Here is a 24,631-nt window from a genome sequence, read left to right as displayed (position 1 = left end):
TCTAACAACATCAGGGCCAAAGTGCGACCAAAATCAGTAGGGAAGCAACTGGACATCACGGCCTCAACAGCTCCCTAGGTTTTAGACAAGCTGAATTAAGAGCAGAGGGTCGGATCAAAGGCTTGTCACAAAACTAATGTGAAGAAATCACCTTCTTGGGTAAAACTAGAGAGTATCGAGTCAAACGAATCATTCAGGGACAATATCGATCACAGGCGAAGATTCAAAATTCAACGACAGATGGTTGCTGAACAGTCAGACCTGCCATGCCTGCATCGGCCAGCAAAGATTCGAGGGAATCGGATGCGAACACAGCCCGTTCCTCAAAAAGAGCATCCCATTCAGAAGCCGGAAAATGGGTTTGAAGCCAAAGCACACCAACAATGCTGCCGGCTGTCAGCTGCTGGAGAGCGTCGTGATCACTGGGGGTGACAACAAGATCCACGGAGCAAGTGCTTTCGTGACTCCATTAGGCATCACAACGCACGATTCGATTGTGCGTGTGGATACAGAAAGGTCAAACGACCCCGTCAGCAGGCTGCGACAGGCTCCAGCATGGATGGAACGGCGAACTGGAAGCCAAGGGCTTTCAGACGGGCGTTCGACACACGGGCGTTAAAAATCCGAGCCCCCGGCTTGTCGTGGGCATCCCAAAGGACCGGAGGTAAACCATCACTGTCACAGAGGGCATGGGAGAGCTCACGCCGCGAGAGCTGCAAATCGTCCACCATGTTGTAGATCCCGCTCAACCTCTGCTCAAAGGCAAAATCCACTCCGCGGACGATGTCATCACGGTGGACCCATGCATTGATGTGGTCACCATTTTTGGCCACCCTCTGACCGGCGGCTGAGCGGATCATCGTCGGAATATCTTGATTGGGTCCATAAATCCCGCCCAACCGCAGAACAGCACACTGCACCGATGGCGACGCAAGATTCAGCAGAGCCTGCTCAGCCGAGACCAAGGCGGCATTTTGACCTGAACTCACATCAGGCGACTGATCCTCGTTGCAGGGCAGCCCACGCTGGTCGCCGTACACCCCTGCACTGCTCAAATAGGTGACATGAAGCGGTGATGATGACGAACGGCGCTGAAGCACGGAAGCCAAAGCATTGACTCCCGATCGATAAACAGCGTCGTACTGCTCGAGGCAGTAATGACCCGATTGAGGGGCGACAGCCACCAACAAGCCATCAAGCCTGTCGAAGAAACTGACATCCGCGAAGGCATCTCCGGCGCGGTAAATCCGGGGATGATCCACGAGGGAACAGAGTTCGCTCAGACGATCGGGACGGGTGATCGTTCCCGTCAATTCAAAGCCGCGGGCTCGAAAGTGTCTGGCAACAGCCGAACCGACGTAACCACATCCGATGATGCCGAAGCGAGTGGCCATCAGAGGGCAACGTTTCTACATCTAATTTAACAATTCATCGGCGTGGCCGAGGCGCCCTTCAAAACAGCACACCGAACAGCCAAATCATCAGAGCCAGAAGCCCCAAGCTGCTGACCAGCGTCAACACAACAAACACGACCCCACTGACGACCCCAACACGTTTCATCGTGGTGGGGTAAAGCAAAACCAGGGTCAACAGCAGGGCGAGGGGCCACAACGGCGGCAACACAATGCAGACGCCGGTGAGGACGATCATTTTGCGTCGGTTGGCCAACACACGTTGTTGCTCGACCAAGAGCGCCTGCTCCTGGTCTGCCAACACCTGCATTTCGTCATCACTCAACCAACGACCAGACCGTTTGGCCTGGTCGAAATCGCGCTCCAACTGATCCCCAGCCCGTTGCTTCGTCATGGCGTCAGCCTATGGAGCCGTGCAACTCAGCTGTCGGCCGCGTCAACCGTGTTGAATTCACCCAATTCAGAGCGCAACCAACTCGGTCGTTCTGGCTTGGGATGCCTCCAAGCCAAATTGAGAAGTGCTTGTACCACCCGTGGACTCGGCGGCAGTGCACAGGACGATGGAGACCTGAACGAGAGCAAGCGAGGATCCTTCATCGAGGTCGTTGCCACTGACTTGCTTCTAGCCACGGGCGAGATCGAACCGCCTCAGCAGAACCACTCGGATTCGGCGTTGATGGAGACCAGGATCGACGGACCGGTCCCATGGTTCATCATGCGGTCGCGACGATCAGGATTTTTTCTTCCCATCGAGAAAGTCAATGAGTTCCTGAAGCTTCTCAATCGCCTCGCGCACAGCGGTGGCTTCGGGCATGGTGCCCTGGTCCATCACAGTGACGTGCATCTCTTTGCACATATTGCGAAGCCCCTGAATGCGCTGCTTAACCTCAGTTTTCTTCTCTGCAGCCGTCGGCATCGGAAGCTAAAAAGTCAATTTATCATTCGACCCGTCGAGAACTGCCACAAACAGCAACCCGGACAGACATGGCTGTCACGCCAAAGTTGAACCAGCCTTCATGGCCAACCGAGCTATCTCACATCGCTGTTCACCATCTCCCTCCAGCAGCCGTTCAATGATGAAGAAACGAGATCTCGCCCTGACGGTCATCGCCGTAATCACCCTTGGAGCAGGAATTGGCATGACCTACGCCAGTTCAGGGGCCTGGCGGGTTCAAACGTTCAAAACGCAAAATGCAGCCCAACAAGCCGCTAAACAATGGATTGATTCAGGCGGCACCTATCGAGTCTCCATGGAACGGAAGGAGATGGTGAAAGTGCTCCGACCTCAACAAGTCGTCGAAGCCGAAGTTTATGCATTGATGGAGCTTGAAGACAACAAGCGTCGAGCCTGCTATGAGCGTCTTACGCAAAGCATTGACGAGTACTCCTCCTGTATGGCTCAACTCTTGGAGCAGAAGGCCGAAACAATCGTCCCCAAACATAAGCTGATTGAAACGGTTGTCGTCAACGAGCGCCGACAAAGCATCCGTGAATGCGTTCACCTTGGTCCCAAAGAGGGCTATGCATGCGGAGAGACAGCAATTCGCCCAAACAAACTTGTCAGCGAGCGCGAAGCGCGGCTTCTAAAAGCCAAGGATCATCTCCATTATTTCCGCTATTCCGAGAGTTGAAAAAACAACGTCCAGATCAAGACACGAGGCTTTCGCAATCGTGAATCATCAGATCAAGGGCACGTGTCAACTCCAGTTCAACAAGGCGCCACTGACGAGGATTTGTATTGGAAACCTCAATTCTCTGATAGACATGACCATCAGCGACCAGAAAGATAGGACGTTCAGAATTCTTTGAAAGCAGACCTGTCGACATGGCCCTTAGCTCATCGGCTTACACACTGATTAAGCACAAAAAAAGGAGCCTAAACAAGGGCTGGATCGGAAATAATTCTATTTATCCCTGAAGGTCGCTATGGGAGATAAAGGATGCTGTCACGACAGCGATCAAGGGCCGCGCGGACCTCATCAAGGGACTCGGCTTGAACCGTAGGAAATGACAGCCCCTCAGGCACCACGACCTGCCCTGAGGAATCCAGATGAATCCGAGCGGTGAACCAGGTTCCACCGGATGGGAGTGAGGCACGGCAACGCAACTGTTGCTTCGCATCGACCTGACGCTCAATCAACCATCCCGAGACAACATCGAGTTGTTGAAAAGCCTGCTGAGCGACGGAAGCCGTTGCCAATCCGACAAGCACGGGGACCCACCAGATCAAAACCATCAAATCTGAACCATTCCACAACGCATTCCTTTTAAAACAGCCTGAACACGATTATTCACCTCCAGCGTTCGGAGGAGTCGTTTGGTGTATGTCCGGGAGGTCTGCTCACTGACGACGAGATCCTCTGCGATTTCTTTGTCGGTCATTCCCTGGGCAAGCCGATCAAGCACTTCATATTCTCGTGGTGTCAAACGCGGGCAGCTTAAATAAGGCAACTGACCGCTACGTAACGATGGGCTGCGATAGGAATGATGACCCATGACAGCGAGAATAGCCGCCTCCAAGGGCTTTCGATTCTCAAAAATATCGACTTCTGCAACAACAGCCTCTAACCAAGCTGCATTGTCATATTCCACTGGAATGGCATCATTCAGAGCGAGTACCACAACCTTCAAACCAGGCTGCTTCTGCTTTGCTTGTCGAACAAGGTCGTACCCAGTCCCCTGCTCAAGACGATCCGTACAGAGCAGCAATTCAAATGGCTGTTGCTCTAAATAATGCAGACAGGTGTCTTCGTCGGTGACCGCACAGCCAATCAGGGATCGTTGACCAAAACTCTCGCAAAAACAACGCAGAAAGAAGCGACCCTTCATGGCCAAAGCGATGCGGCCACTGACGCACACCGACAACAGGGCCTCATCCGCCAGCGAGTCAGGATCACTGTGTAGAAATGGCGTGAGATCCATCCCCCTCTCCCGGCGATCATCCATCCTGACAAACCAGGACGCCTCGGCGACACGGTGGACGCTCGTCATCAGCGTTCCGGCCTTTCAAACGTGTCTGGATTCAGATCCCAGAGAGCCCTAGGGGGCTTGGGTCCTTGCCATGGGGTGGATGGTTCCCCTGATCGATGTTGAGATTGTTGAGCTCTGACCACACATCGCGATCCCGCAACTGATGTGCTTCGACAGCGCTCAAACCGTCGTTTAGTCCAGAATGTCCCCAAATGGGAGCAGATGAAGGCGAAGCATCAACAATAAATTTTCTGGATCGAACTGGACGGGTATGACATCAGCACCAGCAGGAGCAGGGGTCACCATCGGTGAATTGGAAGCAAACTATCCCCTGTATTGCAAAGCGATGAAAATTCTGATTCGCAATGGCAGTTCAACCAATCAACTAAAGCGCACGCTCTGTTGGGACAGACTTCAACTGCTACATCGGTCGCTTCCACGCCAATACAAATCACCCGAACGGCTCATGCACATCATGAGGCAAAGTCAATCTGCATCACAATGACCATTCGCTTAATCGCGGGACCAGCCATCACAGCGCTTTTGCGAAAACTGACGCTTGGTTTTCCGATATTCAGCGCTGTGTCGCTCAAGCTCAGCCGTTGCTGCAGCGACGGTCTCAGGGTCCTCCGACGAAGAGATTAACAACCGGTAGCGACTCATACTCACACCAAGATTATTCATTATTTTCCGATAGAGAGCGCAATCATCGATTGCACTGGCCGACCCAGAGAGAAGCAGGACAAAAGCCAAACTGATCTGAAAAGACTTCAAAATAAAAATCATTGGCGCTCAAGGTCAAGATCGGCGACACGGATGGCACAAAAAAACCCAGGTCAATGACCTGGGTCATGAGCTTGGTATCCGAAAATCAGCTGTCGGCGCCGTCGTCAACGCCTTCAGCAGAGTCAGAGTGAGCAGCGGCATCACCTGTTGGCAGGAGGCGGATCGCTTTTTTACCGAGCTTGATCTCAAACTCATCGCCGGGCTCGAGGTTCAGCATGGCCGTATATGCCTTACCGATCAGAAGATTGCCGTTGCCCTGAACTTTGGCGATGTAGGACAACTTGCGTCCACCTTTGCCAATTCCAGCGGTGCCGCCACCGAGACTCACACCCTTGGCATCAAGGAGCGCCTCATAGAAAGCGGTGAAGTTGAGACGCTCACCACCATCGGCCTTTGTGGAGACATATCCACAGGCACGAACCACATCAGACTTGGAAACGTCACCAAGATCTTTAACCTTGGCAAGAAGTTCAGAACCAACCAGCATTGGAATAACCCGATAACAAATAAAGTATAGATCAGAGCAGGCAATCTGTCACCATCAAGACAGAAGAAAGTATTCCACAGGCAGTGGAGAGGCCTGAGTAAAAGATGGAGACCGACTGCACTGCAGTGGTTTTTTTCCTTACCTCTTTCCACAAAAGAGGGGCAGACCTCTTTCGAATCAACTTAGGAGGACCCCAAGAATTGGTCGACCGGCCATCTCAGGTCACCAGGGGGCAAGACACAGCTTGATGGGCGCATGAACAGCCTGGTCACAACGGCGACAGTCACGGGGCTCTCGGGCGTGAACAATTGGTGAGTTCCTCACACAAGTTCGATGGGATTTCTCGCTGTCGCCGGTTGCTTGGCGCTCGTCACTGCCATGTCTGCTGTTATGACCTCGAAACCGAGCAAAGCCTGAGAGCCTGATCAAAGAGGGGGGATTGCTTTTGTCGGCGCCCCCTCTCAGATCTGACCCTCTCTAAAAAGCAGAGATCAGACCTGGTTGATGTCTAGGTCTTTTTTTATGGCTTGAAGCATTCGTCGACCTGCTTAAGCAAGCTGTAATTGTGTTCCAGCTTGAAGCAGAACGACGGGGAAGCGTGAGTTCGGCCTGCAGACTCAACGGATTGGACCACCGCTATGGCTTGGCAAGCGACGCCTTCCTTTGTTGAGGAAGCATCTCAAGAGGTGATGGAACTCGTCGAGCAATGGAAGCAGCGTTTCGGAGCCGATGACGTGACCTGCGGATTGATCTTGGAAGCCATGAGTCAGAGTCTGCTGGCTTTCGCAGAAACACCTGATCCAAAGACCACAGCCCACGGCTTCCCCAATCATGACGGTCGAAATGACGACTGAAGGCTCAATTTCAGAGGTCTCCGCCTTCTTCGTCCATCCCGACAGCTGTTTGTGTATGCGTTGCAGCATCGCCCGTTGGTAGCAGACGAATGGCTTTTTTACCGAGTTTGATTTCAAACTCGTCGCCTGGCTCAAGATTGAGCATGGCGGTGTAGGCCTTGCCAATCAAAAGATTGCCATTTCCCTGAACCTTGGCGACATAGGACAACTTGCGTCCACCTTTACCCACACGGGCTGTGCCGCCACCGAGGCTGATTCCCTTGGCATCAAGAAGAGCCTCGTAGAAAGCAGTGAAATTCAGCCGTTCACCACCATCAGCCTTGGTGGAGACATATCCACAGGCGCGGACTACATCCGACTTGGATACATCTCCGAGGTCCTTGACCTTGGCAAGAAGTTCAGAACCGACGAGCATATGAACGAAAAAACTAGTATCAAGTTATACAGCCAAGGGCACTTTCGTCAAACTCGATTGAACCCCATCGACAAACCAGAAGTATGGGTGGTGTGCATTGATTACCCCCTTCTCGAAACCGTGGAACGCAACCGTCGCCCGTCATCAACCTGCTGACCGGAAATATCGACGACTGGGGCAAAGACATTTCTGTGATGTGGGCGCCAAGTACAGTGCTGCGGTCCCCATCACCGGCCCTGAGCAGTGACTTCTGCTCAGGGTTTTTTTGTGAAACCGATGGGTTTTATGGCTGGAGCTCCACTCCTTTGCCCCGATAGAAGGCAAAACGCAGGCGGATTGATTCCGCCTCAGGCTTGGGGTCCTCATAACTCCAGACGACATTGGTGAGCGTGGTGTCGCTGACCTTGACATCCCAGTAACGGGCAGTTCCCTTCCAACCACAAACCGTGGTGAGACTGGAATCAAGAAAGAACTCCTCACGCATGGAGTTTCGAGGGAAATAGGGATTTCCATCCACCATCACGATGTCGTCACTCTCTGCGATGACCGTTCCATTCACGAGAGCTTTCATCCAGGGCATCCACAGGTGAAGCTGAATCCTAAAAAGAGACCCTGAGCGAACGTGTCGGCATCAGGAGACCAGATATTGATAGGCCTCATTGACCCTCCTGAACGCCTCCGCGGATCCACCCATATCCGGATGATGGAGCTTCACCAAGCGACGGTGCGCTTGTTTGATCTCCTCGGATGAGGCATGGCCCAGCAAACCAAGGACCTCTAACGCAGCCAATCGCGTTGGATTGGTGGTGTGTTGTTGCCCATCCTCACGATCAGTGGTTCGGCGATCAGACCTGGTCCGTCGGTTCGTCCGGCCATGGCTCTGACCATCTGTCTGACCCTGACGCATCCGTTGCAACAGATCAGCCACAACACGGCGCGGCTCTTCCTCAAGCCATTCACTGGCGCGAACCCCATAGAGGGCGAAGGCCGCAAGAACGGCAGAACGCTTTTTACTGCGTGCATTGGCCACTGCGACGAACAAATCTGCGCCCAAGCCAGCACTCAACCGATCCAGGCGTTGCTGCAGGTTGAGCTCTGGATGAAAACTCTGCCGATTCAAGCGATCGATCAGATCGTCCAAGCCCTGGAGTCGAAGAGAGGTCCAATTCTTCTGTTGAGAAAGTAGCTCTCCCCAACTGTTGACCTGCGCCTTGGTGACTTTTGGAGTGTGATCTGTCGATGGCTGCTCAGCCGGTTGGCGGGACGAGCTTGTCCAGCGGCGCTGATCTGGTTGAGCACGGAGCCGTTCCAACTGACGGCGCAGCTGCTGGACTTCCCGGCGAAGCGAATCATTTTCCGCCAACAACGCAGCCACATTGCTGGTCACTCTTTCGTGCGAACGGCGCTGCGGAGACGACGCCCACTGACGGGGATCAAAACCCATGGAATGGCATTGGCATCCAGACCCAATGCGCGAAACGAGCGATCGGCACAATCACCAGGGCAAGACATCACCGTTGGCATGCCAAAACGTGCCGCTGGTCTCGAGGGTCAACTGATCCAACCGATCCAAAAGCCCTCGAACAGCCTCCTGGGGCATAACGCCATGGGGATTGAACTGGATCATGCGTGTCCGAACGAGACCGGGATGCAGGATCGCGACAGCAATTCCTCGAGGCTTGAGATCGATGGCCAACGATTTACCAGCCATATTGAGAGCCACCTTGGACATGCGATACCCATAGGACCCACCCGATGTGTTGTCGTCAATCGATCCCATTCGACTGGTCATCAACGCCAGCTTGGCACCGGGCGAAAGCCGATCCAGCAGGGCGCGCGATAGAGCGAGTGGCGCCAGTGCGTTGAGCTCAAATTGACGACGGATACTGTCTGGATCGAGATCATCGAGCTCACAGGCTTCAAGGATGCCCGCATTGAGGATGACGCGATCCAAACCAACCCCATTCAACCTCGCAACCAGTTGGGAGCGATCGCTCTCATGGAGCAAATCAATCCCTGATTCAATCCGGACATCCAAAGCTGACAGCTCGGCGGACACCTCACGACAAACGGCAATGACCTGATCACCGCGGCGCTGAAGCTGTCGACAAAACTCGAGACCGATCCCCCGGTTGGATCCTGTAACCAAAACAGTGTGCATTGACATGACCTGCGAGATAGAGCGAAAAGCAACGCAAGCGTTGTTTAGTAATAACGACCGGGATATTCACCGGGATGCTGAACGCGGGTCATACGAACACCCGGTGTCGAGCGTCGCGACAGCATCAACAGATCACTGCCGGAGACAGCAAAACCAAGGTCCTGAGCCAGCACGGCCACCTCATCGGCTGTGACAGCGATCTCGACGCGGGCCTGAAGAACAGGATCACGGCCCAATCGGTCCAGAAACGCTTGCACAGGATCCAACAGCTGGACATTCAGAAATCTGAACTATTCAAGCTCAGATCAGTCAAATCTGACGAAATCGAGGACGCCAACCCTCTGGTTTAGCCTGACCTCAAAAGCGCTCTGTGGTCATCTCTCCCCTGATTCGTCGAGTATCGATCTACCTGGTGTTGAGCAGTGCTGCGGTCGGAGGCATCAACCTTCTGGATCTGGACCAAAACAATGCGTACCAGATCTATATCCCACTCTTCATTGCGATTTACATTCTATCGCGATGGATTGATAGCCAATTCAATTCAGAATCATCACAGACGTCAGCAGCCAAGTCAGCTCCGAAGGGGGGTGAGGGCGATCGGGGGTTCCGTCCTTGAATCCCTAGCCAGCAAGTTGTCGTTATGCAGCGAGATCGCGACCGTTCTGCAATTCACGCAAACGGGACATTTCGCGGGACGCGTTCTGAACGGTCTTACGGGAGTTGGACTCTTGAATCACCTCCTCGAGACTGCGCAATAGGGCATCGATCTCATCTTGGGTAGATCTTTGAGGTTGATCCTCACTCATCGCATTGGGAGGTTAAAGGGGTATGACCTTCGCCCAAAGAAGAGGAAAAAAACTCCTCTGTTAACACTTTCTTCAGAACCTGAAGCAAATTGATCTTGTCGATGGAGTGGAGCTCTCCACGCTCATCCCATTTGAGAGCAAGAAGCTCACTCAGCCGTCCTTGCGGGGTTGAAGACATACGGCGGTCTCACCGGCACCTCAAGCTACGAACCCCTGACCGAGAATCAGAGCAGATCAATCCGATCGTCGTGGAAGAAATTCTTACGGAGCCTCCGGATGACCACGTCATCGACACTCCAGGGCCACTTCGTGCACGCCGAGACGACAGGCAAGCCCCATCGATCAGCCTGCTGGTGGCGCACCACCCCATCCTTCAACGGAACAAACAGGCGCCAAACCCACTGTGATGACTGGCGGGACAGGATGCCCTCGCAGAGAAGACGTTCGACCAAGGCTCTTGAGAGCTCTTTAGTTGCTTGAGAAATAAAAAGCTTGCAACAAGCCATCCCCGTTATGTCATAACTTCCACACAGAAATGTCTATCCCCGTGGATCGCCAGTCTGAAGGTCCAACCTGCTTCCTGCGTTGGACCGTACAAAAGGTGGCCCATCAGCTTTACGCCGTTGCTGCCACGAACAATGGATGCGACTACGACTTCGTCGGCAATTTCGGAACGCTGAGCGAAGCCAACAGAGCCGGTCGTCAGTACATCTGCGATCGACAACATGCACTACTCAAGCGGAACACACTCGAAATGGAGGCAGCATGAACGGAGCAGAGCGCAATCCGATCCACACCGCTCAGCAGCAACGCAGCCTGAAGTGGGGAAGCAACGGCGAGCTATCCGCCATCGATCTAGCCCGCGTGCTCGAGCGGCTTCAGTCTGCAGACAACACAGCATCAGCCATTGGAGAATGCTCCCTGAGCTGTGGCATCAACGATCAGCACCCAGCCTGAAACCACCGACGACACGGACCACGGCTGCCCAAAGGCTCAGCAACCAACCGGAATAACGCGTCTGCCCCTGAACGGCGCTGGGGCGTTCCAATACAGATTCCAAATGGTGGGGCTGGCTCGATGGAACAAAACCATCAAAAGCGATCAGGGCATCCTTGGCACCTTGAAGGTCCTCATCGAGAGAACGTGCGGGAATGCGGGGACCATGATGTGAACCATGGATTTTTCCAGATCGGTTACGTGCGACTGACATCTCTGGTCGTCAAGATTTGAATTGATGTCTGACAGAAAGGGGAGACATGGCAACGGGTCAGGGATGGTCCATCCAACCTCCCTGTTGCCAACCCAAGCCTGTCAGCACAGACACTCACACTGAGGATCAGCGATCGTGATGTTTGCGCTGTTTGATTAACGCTTCACGACAAGCACGTTCCAAAGCAGTGAGCTTCGGATGTTTTTCGTGGAGCGTTGCTTCCGCTTTTCGCTTTGCCGAGAGAATAAAACTATCGGTCTTAGTTCCTTCCAGACCAGGCATACAAGAACCTCAGAACTATTGAATTCCAGTTTAAAAATCCAAAAAGATTCTTGGCCAAAACAAAAGATGGACTTCGCTTTTACGGCATTGAAACCACAACACAGCGCCGCATAGCAGACGGCGACCCGCCAGGACGGCTAAATGGGTTAACCTGGGCTTAACCGGCCCATAACGAAACCATGGATAGACCCCACCAACGATTGCTCAGGCTCGAAGCCAAAGCCTTCAAATGCCTGTCCCGCCAAGAAGCAAGGAAGATCCTGACCGAAGCTCAGGCTCTCTCCGAAAGCTTGAAGGCCGCTCCTTCCACCAGGCATCACGCCTGATCGCTCACGGCAATTGGGCCCTGGATCCCAACGGGCCCCGCGGCCAGATCTGAGCACTCGTCAGCGAACAGTGTTTTGAACCAGACTGCGAGGGTCGCTGAGTTGGTGTGATGCGTCGCTGGTTGGTCTCCATCCTTCTTGTCGTCAGCATGGTGCTGACCCCTGTCCAAGCCAAAGCAGACACTGTTTTGGTCGAAATGGTTGCGATCGATAGTCAAGGGCAGCAAGACAGCATTGGTGTCGTCACAGCCAAAGACACCGACCAAGGCCTCGAGTTGTTTGCAGACCTCAGGGGCCTTCCCCCCGGTGAGCATGGTTTTCACCTGCATTCCAACGCGAGCTGTGACGCCCTCACCAATGAAGAGGGCGTGGCCGTCGCCGGACTTGGTGCAGGGGGACATTGGGATCCAGATGAGACAGGACAGCATTTGGGTCCGTTTGGCAACGGCCATCGCGGAGACCTCAGCCGACTGATCGTCAGCCCTGAGGGCAACACACCAACCAGCGTTGTGGCACCACGGCTGAGAACTGACGATTTGAGCCAAAAGGCGTTGATCGTGCATGCAGGAGGCGACACCTACAGCGACACCCCACCGCTCGGAGGAGGCGGCGCTCGCATCGCCTGCGGACTCATCCCCTGATCCATCAGTCAACGTTTCCAATGACACCCCCAACACACCCGTCAATTTCTGGACGGGAGACCGAGCTGCATGCCTTGATGCAAGCTGATCGCTTGGAGCAACAAGCCGACAGAACAGCTGAATATGACTCCGTGCAATCGTGCTTTTCCTGTGCACTGCACATGCATCAGCCCACGATTCCCGCCGGCCCACGGGGAGAATTGATCTCACACTTGCAATATATGTTTGAGCATGGGGACGAAGGCGATAATCACAATGCCGGTCCATTTGCCAACTGCTATCGGCGACTAGCCGATATCATTCCTGAGCTCATTCAAGAGGGCTGCAATCCAAAGATCATGCTCGATTACTCCGGAAATCTACTCTGGGGGTTCGAACAAATGCAGCGCGATGACATTATTGAAGCACTGAAATACCTGACCCAAAGCAAAGACATGCAGAATCATGTTGAATGGTTGGGGACATTTTGGGGGCATGCGGTAGCTCCATCAACTCCAATTTCAGACTTCAAACTTCAAATCAGTGCATGGCAGCACCAGTTTTCAGCACTTTTTGGCAGCGAATCCCTGAAAAGAGTGCAGGGCTTCTCCTTGCCGGAGATGCATTTGCCCAACCATCCAGACGCCTTATTCGAATTGATCCATGCCCTACGAAACGCAGGCTACAACTGGATTCTCATTCAAGAAGACAGCGTTGAGCAACTGGATGGACGTCCTCTGAGTCACGGACAAAAATATCTTCCCAATCAACTCATTAGTCAAAACAGTCAGGGCAGACAAATCCGCATGACCGCCCTGATCAAAACCCAAGGTTCAGACACCAAACTCGTCGGGCAGATGCAGCCCTATTACGAGGCCATCGGACTCAATCGACAACGCCTTGGCGATATCGAGGCACCCTCGATGGTGACTCAAATCGCCGATGGAGAAAATGGCGGAGTGATGATGAATGAATTCCCTGACGCCTATCGACAGGCCCATCGACGGGTCAGAGACGATTCCAATGGAACCGTGTCGATGAATGGAAGCGAATACATTCGTTGGATCCAGAGCAAGGGGATTAACGAAACAGAGTTCCCTGCAATTCAAGCCGTCCACCAGAAAAAGCTATGGGATGCAGTCGGAAAAGATATCTCCGCAGAAAGGGTCACAGACGCCATTCGGACCCTCCAAGACAACGACGACAATTTCTCGATGCAAGGGGCATCCTGGACCAACAGTATTAGCTGGGAAGATGGCTACAAGGATGTTCTTGATCCAATGAATCAACTCAGTCGAGATTTCCACAAAACATTTGATGCAGCCGTTGAGAACGACCCCAACACCACATCCACACGCCAATATCAACAGGCGCTACTGCACTTACTCGTCCTGGAAACCAGCTGCTTTCGTTACTGGGGACAAGGCCAATGGACCGAGTATGCCCGCGAGATTCACCGACGGGGTGATGCCTTGATCAAAGAGGCATAAATACTTAGGTAGTTTATTCAACGCAATATTTTCCTTGCACAAAACAAATGAGCGGAATAAGTTCTTGAAACTTGTAACCCAGGGAGGGAAGGATGCAAACCACAACCGTTCAGGACGACCGCACAATCACCGTCGACCATGTTGACGCTTACTTTGACTGCTTGACGCTATGTGATAGCGATGATGGTCATTGCTACGAACGTTGTGTTCTTGTCCATCTCAAACAAGACAAAACCGAGCAATAATTCTGCAAGATGAAAACACTCTCTCAAAAAGCAAAGCTTGATGTGGCACTGGCTCTGGGTTGCCTGGCCTTATCCTTGATTGTGATTGGCTTCATGGGCATGGCAGAGCATATCGAGCTGAACCATTTCTAGGACCATCACCCGATTCGTCATCGATGGAAAGTCGCTTCACCGTAACCACCCGCGCTGGGGACACCGTGGTTGTTTTTGATGGCCATGATGGACCGGTTTATCGCGCCTGCCGAGGCCATTGCTGCGTGAACTGCCCAGACCTTGTGACGGCACTAACTCATTTAAAACTTTGGCGAGAAAAGCTTTGACACAGTCAAATCAATCAAATCGAACGCTTGAATGTATAGCAACCACCGTGATAGCCGGTAAAAGGTTGTGCATAAGTGACTAACTCCCAGCCCTGAAGACCCAGTTCATTCATCAGACCGACGAGGGTGACATCACGCTGTGGATGGCTCCTGGAAATCAGCTGTTGATCATCAAGCCAAAGCTCTTCAATTTCACCTGTCCAGCTTTTGCCTTTCGGCACGAAACGCAGCTGGGTGTATTCCCATTTCATAGTCGCGCTCTGAAGAACAGTCGATCTTGACACCTTCCTGTTGAGCAAGTTCTCGCGCCAGAAGCGTTAGACCAACTCCCATCAGGGCCAAAGCTGTTCCTGCATCAGCATCCGATGCCATCGCAACGGAACGGGCAAGAGCCAGATGTCGCTGCCAGGAGAAATGCATCAGACGGGATCAGCCCGGCCTTTGTAGGCCAGACACAGCAACGCACGTCGGCTCCCTCAGTGGATCTGACATCAACCGTCATCGACGGGGTATCCGACGACCCTCACACGACGCAGTGACGGTTTCGATTGCTACGGCACCAACACTCAACGGCGATAGGGTCCATGCACTTGGGCAAGCCTCCGTGAAACCACTGTCCATGTCCCTTGGACAACAATTTGAACTCGAACGTCAGAGTCGTGAACTTGATGACATGGACGACATCAAGGAGCTGCAGCAGGTCGCCAAGCAGCTGCTGATGGCCTGGCAGGAAGAAATCGCGCGTTCCCGTTCCGCCGTTCGACAAGCCACCGGCGCCGACGGCTGAACGTGTCCAGCCAAACCGGCATGCACTCCACTCTTTATGGAGATTGCTCCCACAGCGACTCCAAGCGGCGACGCTGATCCTCTGTCGTCAAGGTGGGATCGTCCTGACGCAGGCGATCTCGATAGCCCCGAGTCAATCGCCAAAATTTTGAGGCTGCCGCTACGGCTGCAACGCCCCAGGCCAGCAGGATCCAACTGGGATGGAACAAGGAATCAATGCAGACCGAGCCATCATGCCGCTGGTTCGCGATCAGACCTTGGCGCGTCGGAAGTTTCTTAGGTCTTTGACGAATTCCAAAACACCTGCGGTAAAGCCCACGATCGCAAGGAACACAATCCCCACGACGATGAACGTGTCGAGAAAGGACATCATCGGATCAAAGCAAGTCATCTGATCCAGTCCTAGCCACGCTATTCATCACTGCAGCGACGCGCCAGGCATGCCCTCGTCACCACGCAATCGGACCGGCGAACAGTACGGACAACTCACCGTGGTCCGGCCGTCAGAGCGCCGGACCAAAGCAGGCAACGCCTATTGGTGGTGTCGCTGTAGCTGTGGCAAGGAACGAGAAGTTCCCAGCGACAAACTGTCCCACAACACGTTGCGTCGTAAACCCGTCGTGACCGCCTGTGAAACCTGTGCCAAGGAACTGCAGATTGAAGGTGTTTATTCCAAAAATGATCGCGAAGAAAAGCAACGTCGGCACGATGCTGAGATGCGGCGTGAATCCCTACAGGGAACCGTTCCAGATCGATGGCTCAAGCTTCCTCTCAGCGATGCCCATGCCCGAGAGCAAATGATGACCCAGTACTTTCATGGCAAGCGTTGCAAGTATGGCCACCTCGCTCCGTATCGCATCAACGGGGGGTGCCTCGCATGTGCTGGTCAGATTCCTTCGGCCTGATTGTGGTCAAAGCACCAAGAGCTCCTCAGACTGAACAGAGTTTGCTCTTCCACCGATGAACGAGGACACGGCCTCCCAGCTGCTGGAATCAATTGAACAGATGGCTCCGGGTGTCACCCTGGAGAGTGCCGCTCAGACGGTGATGGCAGAAGCCCTCAAGGCCTGCTCGAGCCTGGAGCAGTTAACACAGCTTCCCGTCACACCCAAAACGTTGGACCGCTTGAAGGATGGAGGATTTCTCCCAGACCAGGAATGGACGAGACTGAAGGATCTTCTCGATCCACAACAGCCGTGCTAGACGATCACAACGATTACAAGGAGCGATGGTCAGTGGACCCAGGCTCCAACCAGCAAAAAAGCGAACAAAATAGACAATTTAAATTTAAAGAAGCCGGTGTTGATCGCTTTAACGATTACTACGACGACGTCGATGAAGACCAACAACCTTATTAGGTCTGATCAGATCACTGTTCAGACCGATATTGGATGTTCTGCAGTGCTTTCAGAAGCTCAGGATCCCCAAGAATGACCCGACGGACCCCATCGGACCCCATATACGTCAGACGCCCATCACGATCGACAACCAAAGCTGTTAAGGGTGTGCTCGAGCCATCATCGTGATCCATCAAACTTGGAGTGCCTCAGATCAATCAACGGGAACTCTGATCTTGATTCGAACGCGAGACGTTGGAAACAAGCCATGCCCAGAGCGTCATCACTGAGGCTCCAAACGCCATCATGGCCAATAACTTGGATTCCATTCAGAGAAAATCGAAGTCATCATCGCTGTCACCGGAGAACGCATTCATCACCAGCGCAGAGAAGGGAACGAATACAGCCGCAATCGCCAGGAGTTCCATCAAACCCAATCAACTCCAGACAGTGTGCTTCACATTAGTTCACGAAGCGTAGTCAGGGTTACCGAAACTGAAAGGTGAGTGTTTCTACTCACGCCATTTGATTCGATACCTAGGGGCTGATCAGAGCTCAAACACGGTGCCCAGCAGCATGGCTGGATGTGTTGTTGTTGCGGCATTGGCACGCTCCAACTGGTAGGCCATCACGGCATGGGCCATGAAGCGGACCGCTGAAAGCACGGCGAGGCCGACACAAATCGGACAATGTGTGATTCCCATGCCGATGAGCATCATCGGTTTTGAGCGGGACAGCAGCGCTCCGCACCATTTCTTGACCTAAATCCACTGGTCAGACACCCAGAGTCATGGATCAATGTTGAAAGACCCTTAACCACCGCATCAAGCCACGAATTTCGGCATACCTTGCGGATGTGGGTCTGGCAGCACTCCTCACACATGCGGCCGCCACAAGGAGGGAGGACTGAGAGCTCCTCCCTCCCCCCTCTTTTCAGAAGGAAGTTGCGGCACCTACTGTTAGGCTTCCTTTTTGCTCTGTTTCGGAGAACGGATGAGCCAGGTCACTGTCGGTGAGAATGAGGGTATTGAATCAGCGCTGCGCCGCTTTAAGCGTTCTGTAGCCAAGGCCGGCATTTTCTCCGACCTGCGCCGGATTCGCCATCACGAAACCCCTGTTGAGAAATACAAGCGCAAACTGAAGCAGCGCTCCCGCAACCGCCGTCGCTGATTGGTCAGTCTCCAGGAATTCCATAATGCTCCCCTCTTCGAAGGGGGGCTTTTTTTTGCCTCGTTCTCACAGCGGCATGACTGAGCTCGCCACACTGGGCTGAGCTTTGTTCTCGTTCTGTGCTGCTGTTGCCAGGGACCTGTGTGCTGACCGGAGCCAAGGTGGCCGGCCTTAAGGCAACCATCGTTCTGCTGCTGATTCTCCTGATGAAATCCAAGCTGCTGAGGATCAAGATGTCGCTGCTGGGCTCGCTACTCTTCCTCGCTCTGCTCACTGGATTCCTGATCAGCACTGGTTTCCTTGCCGTGGTAGCAGGGGGATCCCTGGCTTACGCCTCCTCGCTGAAACAACGCTCCGCTTAACGACAGATCACCCCAACAACCCAGAGGTGCTGAAGTGACCAATCGCCCACTGCCCACAACAGGTGCCACCACGGGGTTGTTGGAGGCCATCTCCTTCTTCAGAAATCCAGACTTTGCTCTTGAGCGATTTCAGAGCTATGGCGACGTCTTTGAAACACGACTGCTGGGCCAAGAAATGGTCTTCATTCGTGGTGATGAAGCCATCGGGAACCTCTTAAATCAATCTGATTCGGTTGAGGGTTGGTGGCCTGAAAGCGTTCGTCAACTTCTTGGAATGAAGTCGCTGGCGAACCGCAATGGTCCCGACCACAAAGCCCGTCGACGTGTCGTTGGACAACTGTTCTCCAGGGCTGCTCTACGCGAATACACGCCGGCCATCATCACGATGGTCAATGATCTCGTTGATGAGCTGAACAACAGCCAACAACCAATTGCTTTAGCGCATCGCATGCGCAGCTTTGCCTTCGCTGTGATCGCCAAAACAGTGCTTGGACTTGATGATCACAATCGTGAGGTCTTGTTCAAGGATTTTGAAATCTGGACACAGGCCCTGTTTTCTCTTCCCATTGCCATTCCTGGAACAGCCTTCGCCAAGGCGCTTGCGGCACGAAAGCGCCTGCTTCTGCATCTGCGACACCGTTTAAGTGAGATCGGTCCAGTCGCGGGTCACAACACCACACAGGTCTGCGGTCTGTCACGTCTTTGCGGAGGTCTCGACGAACATCGCCAACCTCTGGAGGACGACGATCTTGCGGAACAACTCCTGCTCCTTCTGTTTGCGGGGTACGAAACAACAGCCTCCAGCTTGTCCTGTCTCATGCGTGCTTTGTTGCTGGAGCCAGAGGTGAGCGACTGGTTAAAACCCGAGATCGACAGCCTTCCATGGCCCCCGGCGGAGAGCGACCTCATGGCCTTCGAAACAGAGCGATCTCCTCGCCTCAACGCCGTGATCACTGAAGTCATGCGTCTCACGCCTCCAGTGGGAGGTTTCTTCCGCCGCACCCGGCACGCGATCACACTCGCCGGTGTCGACATTCCAGCGGGTCGCGTCATTCAAGTTGCTCTTGCTGCGTCCAATCGCCATGGTCCTGGTGACGATCTCGGCTGTTTTCGTCCACAACGCCACCTGGACAAGGCGACACCACAACAAATCCTGCGACCATTTGGCGGCGGCGAGAGAGTTTGTTTAGGTCAGGCTCTGGCCGAGTTGGAAATCAGACTGATGGGCGTTGGCTTGCTCAAGCAACTGCGACTGCGATTGGTCCCCGATCAAGATCTCTCACTCCGAATGGTGCCCAGCCCTGTTCCGCGCAGTGGTCTTCTGGTTGTCGCCGACTGAATGATGGGCTCAGCCGATGACACATTGGACGTATTTCCGTGCAGAGGATCACACCTCTAAGCACACTGAGATCATCCCGAACTCGCCATGGCTCTCCTACCTCGCTGGCGCTATATGACGCCTGAAGCGAAAGCAATCGTCCAGCAGACAGCCGTGTCCGTTGGCCTCGTTGTTATCGGGCTGATCTTGCTGCGGGCGTTGATTCCATGGATCGTGCTCGGCTTGGTGGCCTGGTGGATCTGGTCAGTCGTGAGGCGAACCCCATAAAAAGACCCCGCCAAAGGCAGGGTCTGGTCGGTTCCTGGGGTGTGGCCTAGTTTCCACCCTCAGAAGCCCTCCTCACCCCTTCAAGGTGACAACACCCGTCCATGAAGGGAAGCTCGGAAGTGAAGCCGAGCCAACTGTCACAACAGCGTGACGGAGCGTTGACCAAGCCCGCTGTCCACCGCTGCATGCTCCGACTGGAGATCAGGCGTCGGGCCCTGTGGCGAGGGGGACTGATCTAATTGAAAATCGGTGACGTCTGAGCGTTCTTGACAGATTTGACCACCCTGACCGAGACGCCAAAGCTCCACACGGGCATCGACAGGAGCTGTGAACAAGAAAACTTCCGTTGGCATCACCACACGCTCGAGATAAAAGCTGTTAATCCCAATACATTTGAGAACAACCATGGACGGGGTGTTATTCCGATAGGAACACTCCTGCATTTGAAAGACAATTTCTAGGACCAGAATTGCCCTTAAATCACACAAAAGATGTCAGAACCGCAACGAAAATCAGGCTCTTCATCTTTGCTTTAGCTCTGAAGCAACCGGAGCATGTGCTGGTGAGCTGCATCGATGGCAACTGATCGATTCATCGCTTCGGTTCGGCCGGAAGCCTTCCGCGGCTTAAAACTGTGATCACCGTCTGGCATCCAGCTGACCTCAACAGCGTCGGACAAAGAAAGCGTCTCCACAAGATCACGACGTCCCATCGGATCCCTCTCTCCCTGGACGATCAACGTCGGTGTTCGCATCTGTTTGAAATGCTCAACACGCAATTGCTGAGGCTTACCCAAAGGATGGAAGGGATACCCCAGGCAGATGCAGCCAAGCACCTGCTTGGCCTCAAACCATTGATCAGCACAAACACTGGCGATGCGGCCACCCATGGATTTACCGCCCACCACAACTGGGCCGGACTGGCTGAATGCGTCCACCTGCTCTGACCAGTGACGCGCGAGGAGTTCAAAACGGTCAGGGGGACATTGCCGGCCAGTCAGCCGACGTTTCGCCATGTAAGGGAACTCGAAGCGAATGACCCTCCAGCCATGGGCAGATAAACCGAAAGCCATGGACTCCATAAAGGAGGAATCCATGGCAGCTCCGGCTCCATGTGCCAGAAGAAGCGTTAACGGAGATTGATTCGATCCATCGATCAGAACATCGCCTTCGATCACCGAAAACCGTTCAAAACCCCATCATGAACGGGTTGAAGCCGCGGCCTCTGCCAGATCAGGAGACGACGGTGACACCATCGAGGCTTCCGTTTGGGTGCGCTCGCTCCAGCGGCAGATCAATTCGTCGATTGAGAACAAGCCGGGGCCCATGGCAAGAACTGCAACTGCTGAAGCGAAATACAGCCCAAGCAACTCGAGTAAGTAGATGTTGAAACCAGCCGTGACGATGGCGTGATAAATCGCGACCGAAATGGTTCCAGCAACGGCCAGCGCACCGAAACGGGTGAGCAAGCCAGTGATCAGCAGCCAACTACCGATCACTTCAGAGAAGGCTGCGAGGTAAGAGAGTGCAATGGGAAACGGTAGATGCAGCGGCCGAACGAAAGCGTCAGCAAAATTCTCAATGTTGGCGAGCTTCTCGTATCCGTGATGGATGAGGAGAACACCTGTCAACACCCGAAGCAACAGCAATCCAAGGTCGCCGACTACGGGACGCGCCAGGACGGTACGGAGCATGGGCTCAACCAACAGTTCGTAGAACTTAAAAAAGTTTCTTTAAGCCCGTGGCTCGTCCTGTTGCATCGCGGGCGGAATGAGTCTTTCTACTCAATTCCAGTCAGGCGTTCCTGGAGCGCTCCCGGCGGCTGCTGAGCAGAGCTCGTCACTTCAAGGATCCGGCCAATGGATTCCGGAGTTTCAAGGGCCTCAACACAGCATCTGGCCACCAAACGCCGTGGGATCGACGCGCTGTCCTGCTGGTCAGGTCCTGTCCAGACCACACCTTCCGTCTCCAGCCCCTCTTCCCGTTCACTCAATCCACCGGGCCGGATCACTGTCCAATCGAGCCCACTGCGCTCAAGGGCGCGTTCACCCACCCGCTTCCAAAGCAAAATCAAACCAAAGAAATTGAGGGGGTGCCGGAGCCGCCCTGCACACAACGAACTCACCAAAACCACCCTGGAGACACCAACGCGCTGACAGGCGGTGATCTGACGCTGAACACCCCAGGCATCGACGCGCATCGGACCCGACAGGTCCACGGAAGGACGGGCCCCAGTGGCGATCACCAAGGCATCAACCCCTTGCAGTGACGCCTCCAAACCAACCGGATCGGACAGCCGGACACGACGCTGGTCAACCTCCGAGAGGGAGGGAGGAACGACTGAACTCGGCTGTAGAAGAAGTCGGGGGTTGAACGGCCCCTTCAGCAACTCCTCGGCGACCCGAAAACCCGTCTTTCCCGATGCCCCGCTGACGGCGACTGTGGTCAACATCCCACTGGCTCTGTTGGCGACTGGACCCTACCGATGCGAACGATCAAACAACATCTTTTTGCAAGCCTGCAACGATGGAGAGCGGATCCCTTGCTTTCCCTCCAGACTGAACCTGGAGCAACAAAGGCCCAACAAGATGCTGACACCCATTACCTTCGCCATCGGATTGGTGATTGGCATCGCCATTGGTTCGGCGACAAGCATCTCTGCTTTGACCCAAGGGGCGCCTGACATTCTGCAGACTTGGTCTGGCGTGGTTGCATTGCCATAACAACAAACCAAGCCCAGCCACAACTCAATCAGCTCAGCTGAAGCTGCACTTGAACAGCGAGAGACTGAAATCCGTGATCATTAATATTAGTATCTGCCAACTCCAAATTAAAAAACAAGGCCGAGGTCTGCTCAAAGAAAGGGCCTGCATGCCAACAGCCACGATTTAATTTAAGACCCTGATCTGGCTCCAGCCGAATTAACAGCAGATCGTCCGTCGACAGATCACTAGGTGACCGATCCGGTGGAGCGAGCACAATCCACCACGGTTTGGCATCAGCTGAGGCCAAGCATTGTGTGGCGCGCTCATGGCGCGTTAAAGCACCCACCACAGCGGCCCGGCGCCTCAAGCGCATCAGGTAGTAACGCAGGGGAGTTCCGGACTCGAACGACAGCTGCGGATCCTGGGCCCCTGCGGGCGTCATGTCATCGACCGCCAGGATCGGCTGAGCACAGGCGGCAACCCTTGGATCGTGGACGGACACGGGGGAGAGGGGCTTCACCGGGAGCCGACACTGATCGACCCCGACCGGATGAGGGTCTCCAAGCGTGCCGACAACTTGAGTTCCGTGGCATCGAACTGATCATGGTGACCAGCCAGGTACCCCAGTTCTTCGCGGGTGATCACCTGATGCGTCACAGCATCGAGGTAGATCTGGATCAGAGACATCAGTCGAGCGTTGCCTGGTTCCAATCCTGCCAAGGATGCGGGGCCAACCGCGACCAACCATCCCCCAGGAGAACAGCCATGGATCTCCAACAGGTTCAGGCCCTTGTGAAGAAGTGCGCGATGGGCCTCTTTGATCTGGCCTGCAGCGTCAGCGGTCACCCCCAGTGGGATTTAAGTCTCCCGGTGGGGGTGATCGATGCAAGAAAGCACCCTCCCAAGCTTCTGGTGACGCCGGTCGGCACGATCAATTCCATCGTCAAAGCCTCCTCAACCCTCGGACATCCCTTGATCCAGCGTGTGTATGAGCGGGCCTCCGTCGTGGGGTTCAACCACGCCTTGACCGAATCGATCAGTGGTCCGGACTCTGACCGCTTTGCAGAGATCTGGCAGGAGTACAAAGAGGAACGTTTTCAAAGTGGGCAGGCGCTTTGGAGCATCGAAGATGCCACCAGCTTCGTGCTGGAGTCCAAAGCGGCCCACGCCCGGCGCGACGTTGCCTTGGTCGCGATCCTTGCCGGAGAGCCGCAGGACATCGTGACGTTGAGCGTTCCGATCGCATTTCTGACGCAAGCCTGAGCTGATGCACACCGAGCCGCTTCTGGAGGCCGTTTTCCAACTCGGCCTCGGCCTGATCGCCCTTGTCGCCAATGCTCTTTCGGCCTTTGCCGGGGGCGGTGCTGGTCTGGTTCAGCTTCCGGCACTGATCCTGCTCGGTCTGCCGTTTGCCATGGCTCTGGCCACCCACAAGCTCGCGAGCGTGGCCCTCGGCCTTGGAGCCGCTGGCCGTCACTGGCGAGAGGGAAGTCTGGATCCCCAGCTGACGCTGGTGATGATCGTGGCTGGGGTACCGGGCGTGTGGCTGGGAGCCCATCTGGTTCTTGCGATCCCGGATCGCTGGGCCACTGGAGCACTCGGGGTGCTCACCCTGGGGCTTGGCCTGTATTCCAACCGCCGACCGGAGCTGGGACAGGAGGAGCGTGGCCACCAGCTGTCCACAACCCAGCGAATCATGGGGGGGCTCGGGCTCTTCATCATCGGGGTCCTGAACGGATCCCTGACCTCCGGGACCGGACTGTTCGTCACCCTCTGGCTCGTGAGCTGGTACGGGCTGAGTTACACCCGAGCCGTTGCCCACACCTTGATCCTGGTGGGCCTGCTCTGGAACGGAACCGGTGCCCTGGTGCTCGGCGTCCTGGGTGAGATCCGCTGGGATTGGGTTCCGATGCTGGTTCTGGGATCCTTGCTCGGTGGTTACATCGGCGCCCACCTCTCGCTTCAGCGGGGCAGCCGACTCGTCAAGCGAGGATTCGAACTGCTCGCGTTGGTGATGGGGATCTCGCTCTTAATCCGCAGTGTTTGAGTCGTTGCTGTCTTCAGCGAGGAAGCGCGGCGCAAAACGGACAGCCATCACCACGGAAGCGGCCCCATAGGCCACAAACGTCAAGGCCTGGCCACTGGTTCCAGTTTCATAGACCTCTCCGGTCAACAGCATCCAATCCATCAAGGACGCCACCGTGCCCCAGATCACAACCCAAGCAGAGACGTACGTGATGCCGCGCAGGGTTGAATTCACAGGGCCGTGGAGGTGATCCCAG

At 54.6% G+C, this 24,631-nt stretch carries 40 protein-coding genes; 15 read left to right on the top strand and 25 right to left on the bottom strand.

The annotated features are described in order from the left end of the window. Positions 1-223: 223 nt before the first annotated feature. From ACGVKB_RS07365 to ACGVKB_RS07350, 4 genes are all read right to left on the bottom strand, one after another. On the bottom strand, positions 224-445 hold the full coding sequence (locus tag ACGVKB_RS07365; RefSeq protein WP_392350653.1) for a hypothetical protein: 222 nt from the start codon (positions 443-445) through the stop codon (positions 224-226). 85 nt (positions 446-530) lie between these two features. Then, entirely contained in the window at positions 531-1,394 is an 864-nt protein-coding gene (locus ACGVKB_RS07360; RefSeq protein ID WP_392350651.1) for an NAD-dependent epimerase/dehydratase family protein, read from the bottom strand. Positions 1,395-1,452: 58 nt separating this feature from the next. Further along, a complete protein-coding gene (locus ACGVKB_RS07355) occupies positions 1,453-1,806 on the bottom strand; it encodes a hypothetical protein (RefSeq protein ID WP_392350649.1) in 354 nt (117 codons plus the stop codon). Positions 1,807-2,142: 336 nt separating this feature from the next. Continuing rightward, positions 2,143-2,328, bottom strand: a complete 186-nt coding sequence (locus ACGVKB_RS07350; RefSeq protein WP_392350647.1) for a hypothetical protein — start codon at positions 2,326-2,328, stop codon at positions 2,143-2,145. Positions 2,329-2,488: 160 nt separating this feature from the next. On the opposite strand from ACGVKB_RS07350, the gene ACGVKB_RS07345 reads away from it, so the two are divergent. Then, on the top strand, positions 2,489-3,043 hold the full coding sequence (locus tag ACGVKB_RS07345; protein WP_392350646.1) for a hypothetical protein: 555 nt from the start codon (positions 2,489-2,491) through the stop codon (positions 3,041-3,043). Positions 3,044-3,336: 293 nt separating this feature from the next. Here ACGVKB_RS07345 and ACGVKB_RS07340 read toward each other — a convergent pair whose 3' ends face one another. Continuing rightward, positions 3,337-3,648 (bottom strand): hypothetical protein, encoded by a 312-nt coding sequence (locus tag ACGVKB_RS07340; RefSeq protein ID WP_392350644.1) that lies wholly within the window; start codon positions 3,646-3,648, stop codon positions 3,337-3,339. Then, on the bottom strand, positions 3,648-4,334 hold the full coding sequence (locus tag ACGVKB_RS07335; RefSeq protein WP_392350642.1) for a LuxR C-terminal-related transcriptional regulator: 687 nt from the start codon (positions 4,332-4,334) through the stop codon (positions 3,648-3,650). Before ACGVKB_RS07335 ends, ACGVKB_RS07340 begins: the two co-directional genes overlap by 1 nt. Positions 4,335-4,653: 319 nt before the next feature. Between ACGVKB_RS07335 and ACGVKB_RS07330 the strand changes: the two genes are divergently transcribed. Continuing rightward, positions 4,654-4,887 carry a DUF3136 domain-containing protein gene (locus ACGVKB_RS07330; protein WP_392350640.1) on the top strand — a complete coding sequence of 78 codons (234 nt, stop codon included), beginning with the start codon at positions 4,654-4,656 and terminating at the stop codon, positions 4,885-4,887. A gap of 366 nt (positions 4,888-5,253) precedes the next feature. Here the strand turns inward: ACGVKB_RS07330 and ACGVKB_RS07325 are convergent, their stop codons facing one another. After that, entirely contained in the window at positions 5,254-5,655 is a 402-nt protein-coding gene (locus tag ACGVKB_RS07325; protein WP_392350638.1) for an AbrB family transcriptional regulator, read from the bottom strand. Between the two features lie 638 nt (positions 5,656-6,293). Between ACGVKB_RS07325 and ACGVKB_RS07320 the strand changes: the two genes are divergently transcribed. Beyond that, positions 6,294-6,509 carry a hypothetical protein gene (locus ACGVKB_RS07320; protein ID WP_392350636.1) on the top strand — a complete coding sequence of 72 codons (216 nt, stop codon included), beginning with the start codon at positions 6,294-6,296 and terminating at the stop codon, positions 6,507-6,509. A gap of 10 nt (positions 6,510-6,519) precedes the next feature. Here ACGVKB_RS07320 and ACGVKB_RS07315 read toward each other — a convergent pair whose 3' ends face one another. The 7 genes from ACGVKB_RS07315 to ACGVKB_RS07285 all read right to left on the bottom strand — a co-directional run bounded on the left by ACGVKB_RS07315 (position 6,520) and on the right by ACGVKB_RS07285 (position 10,343). Continuing rightward, positions 6,520-6,924: an AbrB family transcriptional regulator gene (locus ACGVKB_RS07315; protein ID WP_392350634.1), complete on the bottom strand. Its 405-nt coding sequence runs from the start codon at positions 6,922-6,924 to the stop codon at positions 6,520-6,522. A gap of 283 nt (positions 6,925-7,207) precedes the next feature. Continuing rightward, the gene (locus tag ACGVKB_RS07310; RefSeq protein WP_392350632.1) at positions 7,208-7,495 is read right to left on the bottom strand and encodes a DUF427 domain-containing protein; all 288 of its coding nucleotides are present in this window, start codon (positions 7,493-7,495) and stop codon (positions 7,208-7,210) included. 60 nt (positions 7,496-7,555) lie between these two features. After that, entirely contained in the window at positions 7,556-8,311 is a 756-nt protein-coding gene (locus ACGVKB_RS07305) for a J domain-containing protein (protein ID WP_392350630.1), read from the bottom strand. 108 nt (positions 8,312-8,419) lie between these two features. Beyond that, complete coding sequence (locus tag ACGVKB_RS07300; RefSeq protein ID WP_392350659.1) at positions 8,420-9,085, bottom strand: SDR family oxidoreductase; 666 nt, start codon at positions 9,083-9,085, stop codon at positions 8,420-8,422. A 44-nt stretch (positions 9,086-9,129) separates the two neighbouring features. After that, positions 9,130-9,342, bottom strand: coding sequence for a Nif11-like leader peptide family natural product precursor (locus ACGVKB_RS07295; protein ID WP_392350628.1), 213 nt, complete (start codon positions 9,340-9,342; stop codon positions 9,130-9,132). Positions 9,343-9,723: 381 nt separating this feature from the next. Then, positions 9,724-9,891, bottom strand: coding sequence for a hypothetical protein (locus ACGVKB_RS07290; protein WP_392350626.1), 168 nt, complete (start codon positions 9,889-9,891; stop codon positions 9,724-9,726). 224 nt (positions 9,892-10,115) lie between these two features. Continuing rightward, on the bottom strand, positions 10,116-10,343 hold the full coding sequence (locus tag ACGVKB_RS07285) for a hypothetical protein (RefSeq protein WP_392350624.1): 228 nt from the start codon (positions 10,341-10,343) through the stop codon (positions 10,116-10,118). Between the two features lie 95 nt (positions 10,344-10,438). Between ACGVKB_RS07285 and ACGVKB_RS07280 the strand changes: the two genes are divergently transcribed. Both ACGVKB_RS07280 and ACGVKB_RS07275 read left to right on the top strand, forming a co-directional pair. Continuing rightward, the gene (locus tag ACGVKB_RS07280) at positions 10,439-10,660 is read left to right on the top strand and encodes a hypothetical protein (RefSeq protein ID WP_392350622.1); all 222 of its coding nucleotides are present in this window, start codon (positions 10,439-10,441) and stop codon (positions 10,658-10,660) included. Then, positions 10,657-10,848 (top strand): hypothetical protein, encoded by a 192-nt coding sequence (locus tag ACGVKB_RS07275; RefSeq protein ID WP_392350620.1) that lies wholly within the window; start codon positions 10,657-10,659, stop codon positions 10,846-10,848. Before ACGVKB_RS07280 ends, ACGVKB_RS07275 begins: the two co-directional genes overlap by 4 nt. Here ACGVKB_RS07275 and ACGVKB_RS07270 read toward each other — a convergent pair. Then, a complete protein-coding gene (locus ACGVKB_RS07270; protein WP_392350618.1) occupies positions 10,826-11,101 on the bottom strand; it encodes a hypothetical protein in 276 nt (91 codons plus the stop codon). The genes ACGVKB_RS07275 and ACGVKB_RS07270 overlap by 23 nt on opposite strands. A 718-nt stretch (positions 11,102-11,819) precedes the next feature. On the opposite strand from ACGVKB_RS07270, the gene sodC reads away from it, so the two are divergent. Beyond that, positions 11,820-12,350: a superoxide dismutase [Cu-Zn] SodC gene (sodC, locus tag ACGVKB_RS07265; RefSeq protein ID WP_392350616.1), complete on the top strand. Its 531-nt coding sequence runs from the start codon at positions 11,820-11,822 to the stop codon at positions 12,348-12,350. 77 nt (positions 12,351-12,427) lie between these two features. Then, positions 12,428-13,819, top strand: coding sequence for a glycosyl hydrolase family 57 (locus tag ACGVKB_RS07260; RefSeq protein ID WP_392350614.1), 1,392 nt, complete (start codon positions 12,428-12,430; stop codon positions 13,817-13,819). Positions 13,820-14,398: 579 nt separating this feature from the next. Here ACGVKB_RS07260 and ACGVKB_RS07255 read toward each other — a convergent pair. Then, a complete protein-coding gene (locus tag ACGVKB_RS07255) occupies positions 14,399-14,635 on the bottom strand; it encodes a hypothetical protein (RefSeq protein ID WP_392350613.1) in 237 nt (78 codons plus the stop codon). Between the two features lie 353 nt (positions 14,636-14,988). On the opposite strand from ACGVKB_RS07255, the gene ACGVKB_RS07250 reads away from it, so the two are divergent. The 3 genes from ACGVKB_RS07250 (at position 14,989) to ACGVKB_RS07240 (ending at position 16,373) form a co-directional block, all read left to right on the top strand. Further along, positions 14,989-15,171 (top strand): hypothetical protein, encoded by a 183-nt coding sequence (locus ACGVKB_RS07250; RefSeq protein WP_392350611.1) that lies wholly within the window; start codon positions 14,989-14,991, stop codon positions 15,169-15,171. A gap of 439 nt (positions 15,172-15,610) precedes the next feature. Then, positions 15,611-16,075 carry an early protein (E6) gene (locus ACGVKB_RS07245; RefSeq protein ID WP_392350609.1) on the top strand — a complete coding sequence of 155 codons (465 nt, stop codon included), beginning with the start codon at positions 15,611-15,613 and terminating at the stop codon, positions 16,073-16,075. 55 nt (positions 16,076-16,130) lie between these two features. Further along, complete coding sequence (locus ACGVKB_RS07240; RefSeq protein WP_392350607.1) at positions 16,131-16,373, top strand: hypothetical protein; 243 nt, start codon at positions 16,131-16,133, stop codon at positions 16,371-16,373. Between the two features lie 166 nt (positions 16,374-16,539). On the opposite strand, the gene ACGVKB_RS07235 is transcribed toward ACGVKB_RS07240, so the two are convergent. After that, positions 16,540-16,701 carry a hypothetical protein gene (locus ACGVKB_RS07235; protein WP_392350605.1) on the bottom strand — a complete coding sequence of 54 codons (162 nt, stop codon included), beginning with the start codon at positions 16,699-16,701 and terminating at the stop codon, positions 16,540-16,542. A gap of 354 nt (positions 16,702-17,055) precedes the next feature. Beyond that, positions 17,056-17,211 carry a hypothetical protein gene (locus tag ACGVKB_RS07230; protein WP_392350603.1) on the bottom strand — a complete coding sequence of 52 codons (156 nt, stop codon included), beginning with the start codon at positions 17,209-17,211 and terminating at the stop codon, positions 17,056-17,058. Between the two features lie 289 nt (positions 17,212-17,500). On the opposite strand from ACGVKB_RS07230, the gene rpsU reads away from it, so the two are divergent. From rpsU to ACGVKB_RS07215, 3 genes are all read left to right on the top strand, one after another. Then, a complete protein-coding gene (rpsU, locus tag ACGVKB_RS07225) occupies positions 17,501-17,677 on the top strand; it encodes a 30S ribosomal protein S21 (RefSeq protein WP_009790002.1) in 177 nt (58 codons plus the stop codon). A gap of 119 nt (positions 17,678-17,796) precedes the next feature. After that, positions 17,797-18,039, top strand: coding sequence for a hypothetical protein (locus tag ACGVKB_RS07220; protein ID WP_392350601.1), 243 nt, complete (start codon positions 17,797-17,799; stop codon positions 18,037-18,039). Between the two features lie 34 nt (positions 18,040-18,073). Then, a complete protein-coding gene (locus tag ACGVKB_RS07215; protein WP_392350599.1) occupies positions 18,074-19,378 on the top strand; it encodes a cytochrome P450 in 1,305 nt (434 codons plus the stop codon). Between the two features lie 404 nt (positions 19,379-19,782). Here the strand turns inward: ACGVKB_RS07215 and ACGVKB_RS07210 are convergent, their stop codons facing one another. The 6 genes from ACGVKB_RS07210 to ACGVKB_RS07185 all read right to left on the bottom strand — a co-directional run bounded on the left by ACGVKB_RS07210 (position 19,783) and on the right by ACGVKB_RS07185 (position 23,036). Next, positions 19,783-20,088, bottom strand: coding sequence for a DUF1830 domain-containing protein (locus tag ACGVKB_RS07210; RefSeq protein WP_392350597.1), 306 nt, complete (start codon positions 20,086-20,088; stop codon positions 19,783-19,785). An 89-nt stretch (positions 20,089-20,177) separates the two neighbouring features. Continuing rightward, positions 20,178-20,822, bottom strand: a complete 645-nt coding sequence (locus ACGVKB_RS07205; protein ID WP_392350595.1) for an alpha/beta fold hydrolase — start codon at positions 20,820-20,822, stop codon at positions 20,178-20,180. 21 nt (positions 20,823-20,843) lie between these two features. Continuing rightward, positions 20,844-21,338, bottom strand: coding sequence for a DoxX family protein (locus ACGVKB_RS07200; protein WP_392350594.1), 495 nt, complete (start codon positions 21,336-21,338; stop codon positions 20,844-20,846). An 86-nt stretch (positions 21,339-21,424) separates the two neighbouring features. After that, positions 21,425-22,096 (bottom strand): SDR family oxidoreductase, encoded by a 672-nt coding sequence (locus ACGVKB_RS07195; RefSeq protein ID WP_392350592.1) that lies wholly within the window; start codon positions 22,094-22,096, stop codon positions 21,425-21,427. Between the two features lie 299 nt (positions 22,097-22,395). Continuing rightward, positions 22,396-22,869, bottom strand: a complete 474-nt coding sequence (locus ACGVKB_RS07190; RefSeq protein ID WP_392350590.1) for an ureidoglycolate lyase — start codon at positions 22,867-22,869, stop codon at positions 22,396-22,398. Beyond that, complete coding sequence (locus ACGVKB_RS07185) at positions 22,866-23,036, bottom strand: hypothetical protein (protein ID WP_392350588.1); 171 nt, start codon at positions 23,034-23,036, stop codon at positions 22,866-22,868. Before ACGVKB_RS07185 ends, ACGVKB_RS07190 begins: the two co-directional genes overlap by 4 nt. Before the next feature lie 78 nt (positions 23,037-23,114). Here ACGVKB_RS07185 and ACGVKB_RS07180 point away from each other — a divergent pair, with 78 nt between their 5' ends. Together ACGVKB_RS07180 and ACGVKB_RS07175 are read left to right on the top strand one after the other, a co-directional pair. Further along, positions 23,115-23,612 (top strand): hypothetical protein, encoded by a 498-nt coding sequence (locus ACGVKB_RS07180; RefSeq protein ID WP_392350586.1) that lies wholly within the window; start codon positions 23,115-23,117, stop codon positions 23,610-23,612. A gap of 4 nt (positions 23,613-23,616) precedes the next feature. Further along, positions 23,617-24,396, top strand: a complete 780-nt coding sequence (locus ACGVKB_RS07175; protein ID WP_392350585.1) for a sulfite exporter TauE/SafE family protein — start codon at positions 23,617-23,619, stop codon at positions 24,394-24,396. Here the strand turns inward: ACGVKB_RS07175 and ACGVKB_RS07170 are convergent. Continuing rightward, on the bottom strand, positions 24,379-24,609 hold the full coding sequence (locus ACGVKB_RS07170; RefSeq protein ID WP_392350583.1) for a hypothetical protein: 231 nt from the start codon (positions 24,607-24,609) through the stop codon (positions 24,379-24,381). The genes ACGVKB_RS07175 and ACGVKB_RS07170 overlap by 18 nt on opposite strands. Positions 24,610-24,631 lie beyond the last annotated feature (22 nt).

The sequence above is a fragment of the Parasynechococcus sp. genome (assembly GCF_042954325.1).
In the GTDB taxonomy this organism is placed as follows: Bacteria; Cyanobacteriota; Cyanobacteriia; order PCC-6307; family Cyanobiaceae; genus Parasynechococcus.
Note: the sequence above shows the minus strand (reverse complement) of the source record. Positions and strands in the feature narration are given on the sequence as shown.

Excerpts from the sequence above, each read along its gene's own strand:
- ACGVKB_RS07360 (WP_392350651.1), bottom strand. The coding sequence starts at position 1,394 with ATGGCCACTCGCTTCGGCATCATCGGATGTGGTTACGTCGGTTCGGCT.
- ACGVKB_RS07355 (WP_392350649.1), bottom strand. The coding sequence starts at position 1,806 with ATGACGAAGCAACGGGCTGGGGATCAGTTGGAGCGCGATTTCGACCAG.
- ACGVKB_RS07350 (WP_392350647.1), bottom strand. The coding sequence starts at position 2,328 with ATGCCGACGGCTGCAGAGAAGAAAACTGAGGTTAAGCAGCGCATTCAG.
- ACGVKB_RS07345 (WP_392350646.1), top strand. The coding sequence starts at position 2,489 with ATGAAGAAACGAGATCTCGCCCTGACGGTCATCGCCGTAATCACCCTT.
- ACGVKB_RS07340 (WP_392350644.1), bottom strand. The coding sequence starts at position 3,648 with ATGGTTTTGATCTGGTGGGTCCCCGTGCTTGTCGGATTGGCAACGGCT.
- ACGVKB_RS07335 (WP_392350642.1), bottom strand. The coding sequence starts at position 4,334 with ATGGATCTCACGCCATTTCTACACAGTGATCCTGACTCGCTGGCGGAT.
- ACGVKB_RS07330 (WP_392350640.1), top strand. The coding sequence starts at position 4,654 with ATGACATCAGCACCAGCAGGAGCAGGGGTCACCATCGGTGAATTGGAA.
- ACGVKB_RS07325 (WP_392350638.1), bottom strand. The coding sequence starts at position 5,655 with ATGCTGGTTGGTTCTGAACTTCTTGCCAAGGTTAAAGATCTTGGTGAC.
- ACGVKB_RS07320 (WP_392350636.1), top strand. The coding sequence starts at position 6,294 with ATGGCTTGGCAAGCGACGCCTTCCTTTGTTGAGGAAGCATCTCAAGAG.
- ACGVKB_RS07315 (WP_392350634.1), bottom strand. The coding sequence starts at position 6,924 with ATGCTCGTCGGTTCTGAACTTCTTGCCAAGGTCAAGGACCTCGGAGAT.
- ACGVKB_RS07310 (WP_392350632.1), bottom strand. The coding sequence starts at position 7,495 with ATGAAAGCTCTCGTGAATGGAACGGTCATCGCAGAGAGTGACGACATC.
- ACGVKB_RS07300 (WP_392350659.1), bottom strand. The coding sequence starts at position 9,085 with ATGCACACTGTTTTGGTTACAGGATCCAACCGGGGGATCGGTCTCGAG.
- ACGVKB_RS07290 (WP_392350626.1), bottom strand. The coding sequence starts at position 9,891 with ATGAGTGAGGATCAACCTCAAAGATCTACCCAAGATGAGATCGATGCC.
- ACGVKB_RS07275 (WP_392350620.1), top strand. The coding sequence starts at position 10,657 with ATGAACGGAGCAGAGCGCAATCCGATCCACACCGCTCAGCAGCAACGC.
- ACGVKB_RS07270 (WP_392350618.1), bottom strand. The coding sequence starts at position 11,101 with ATGTCAGTCGCACGTAACCGATCTGGAAAAATCCATGGTTCACATCAT.
- sodC (WP_392350616.1), top strand. The coding sequence starts at position 11,820 with ATGCGTCGCTGGTTGGTCTCCATCCTTCTTGTCGTCAGCATGGTGCTG.
- ACGVKB_RS07260 (WP_392350614.1), top strand. The coding sequence starts at position 12,428 with ATGCAAGCTGATCGCTTGGAGCAACAAGCCGACAGAACAGCTGAATAT.
- ACGVKB_RS07255 (WP_392350613.1), bottom strand. The coding sequence starts at position 14,635 with ATGAAATGGGAATACACCCAGCTGCGTTTCGTGCCGAAAGGCAAAAGC.
- ACGVKB_RS07245 (WP_392350609.1), top strand. The coding sequence starts at position 15,611 with ATGCCCTCGTCACCACGCAATCGGACCGGCGAACAGTACGGACAACTC.
- ACGVKB_RS07240 (WP_392350607.1), top strand. The coding sequence starts at position 16,131 with ATGAACGAGGACACGGCCTCCCAGCTGCTGGAATCAATTGAACAGATG.
- ACGVKB_RS07235 (WP_392350605.1), bottom strand. The coding sequence starts at position 16,701 with ATGGATCACGATGATGGCTCGAGCACACCCTTAACAGCTTTGGTTGTC.
- ACGVKB_RS07230 (WP_392350603.1), bottom strand. The coding sequence starts at position 17,211 with ATGGGAATCACACATTGTCCGATTTGTGTCGGCCTCGCCGTGCTTTCA.
- rpsU (WP_009790002.1), top strand. The coding sequence starts at position 17,501 with ATGAGCCAGGTCACTGTCGGTGAGAATGAGGGTATTGAATCAGCGCTG.
- ACGVKB_RS07210 (WP_392350597.1), bottom strand. The coding sequence starts at position 20,088 with ATGCAGGAGTGTTCCTATCGGAATAACACCCCGTCCATGGTTGTTCTC.
- ACGVKB_RS07200 (WP_392350594.1), bottom strand. The coding sequence starts at position 21,338 with ATGCTCCGTACCGTCCTGGCGCGTCCCGTAGTCGGCGACCTTGGATTG.
- ACGVKB_RS07195 (WP_392350592.1), bottom strand. The coding sequence starts at position 22,096 with ATGTTGACCACAGTCGCCGTCAGCGGGGCATCGGGAAAGACGGGTTTT.
- ACGVKB_RS07185 (WP_392350588.1), bottom strand. The coding sequence starts at position 23,036 with ATGTCTCTGATCCAGATCTACCTCGATGCTGTGACGCATCAGGTGATC.
- ACGVKB_RS07180 (WP_392350586.1), top strand. The coding sequence starts at position 23,115 with ATGGATCTCCAACAGGTTCAGGCCCTTGTGAAGAAGTGCGCGATGGGC.
- ACGVKB_RS07175 (WP_392350585.1), top strand. The coding sequence starts at position 23,617 with ATGCACACCGAGCCGCTTCTGGAGGCCGTTTTCCAACTCGGCCTCGGC.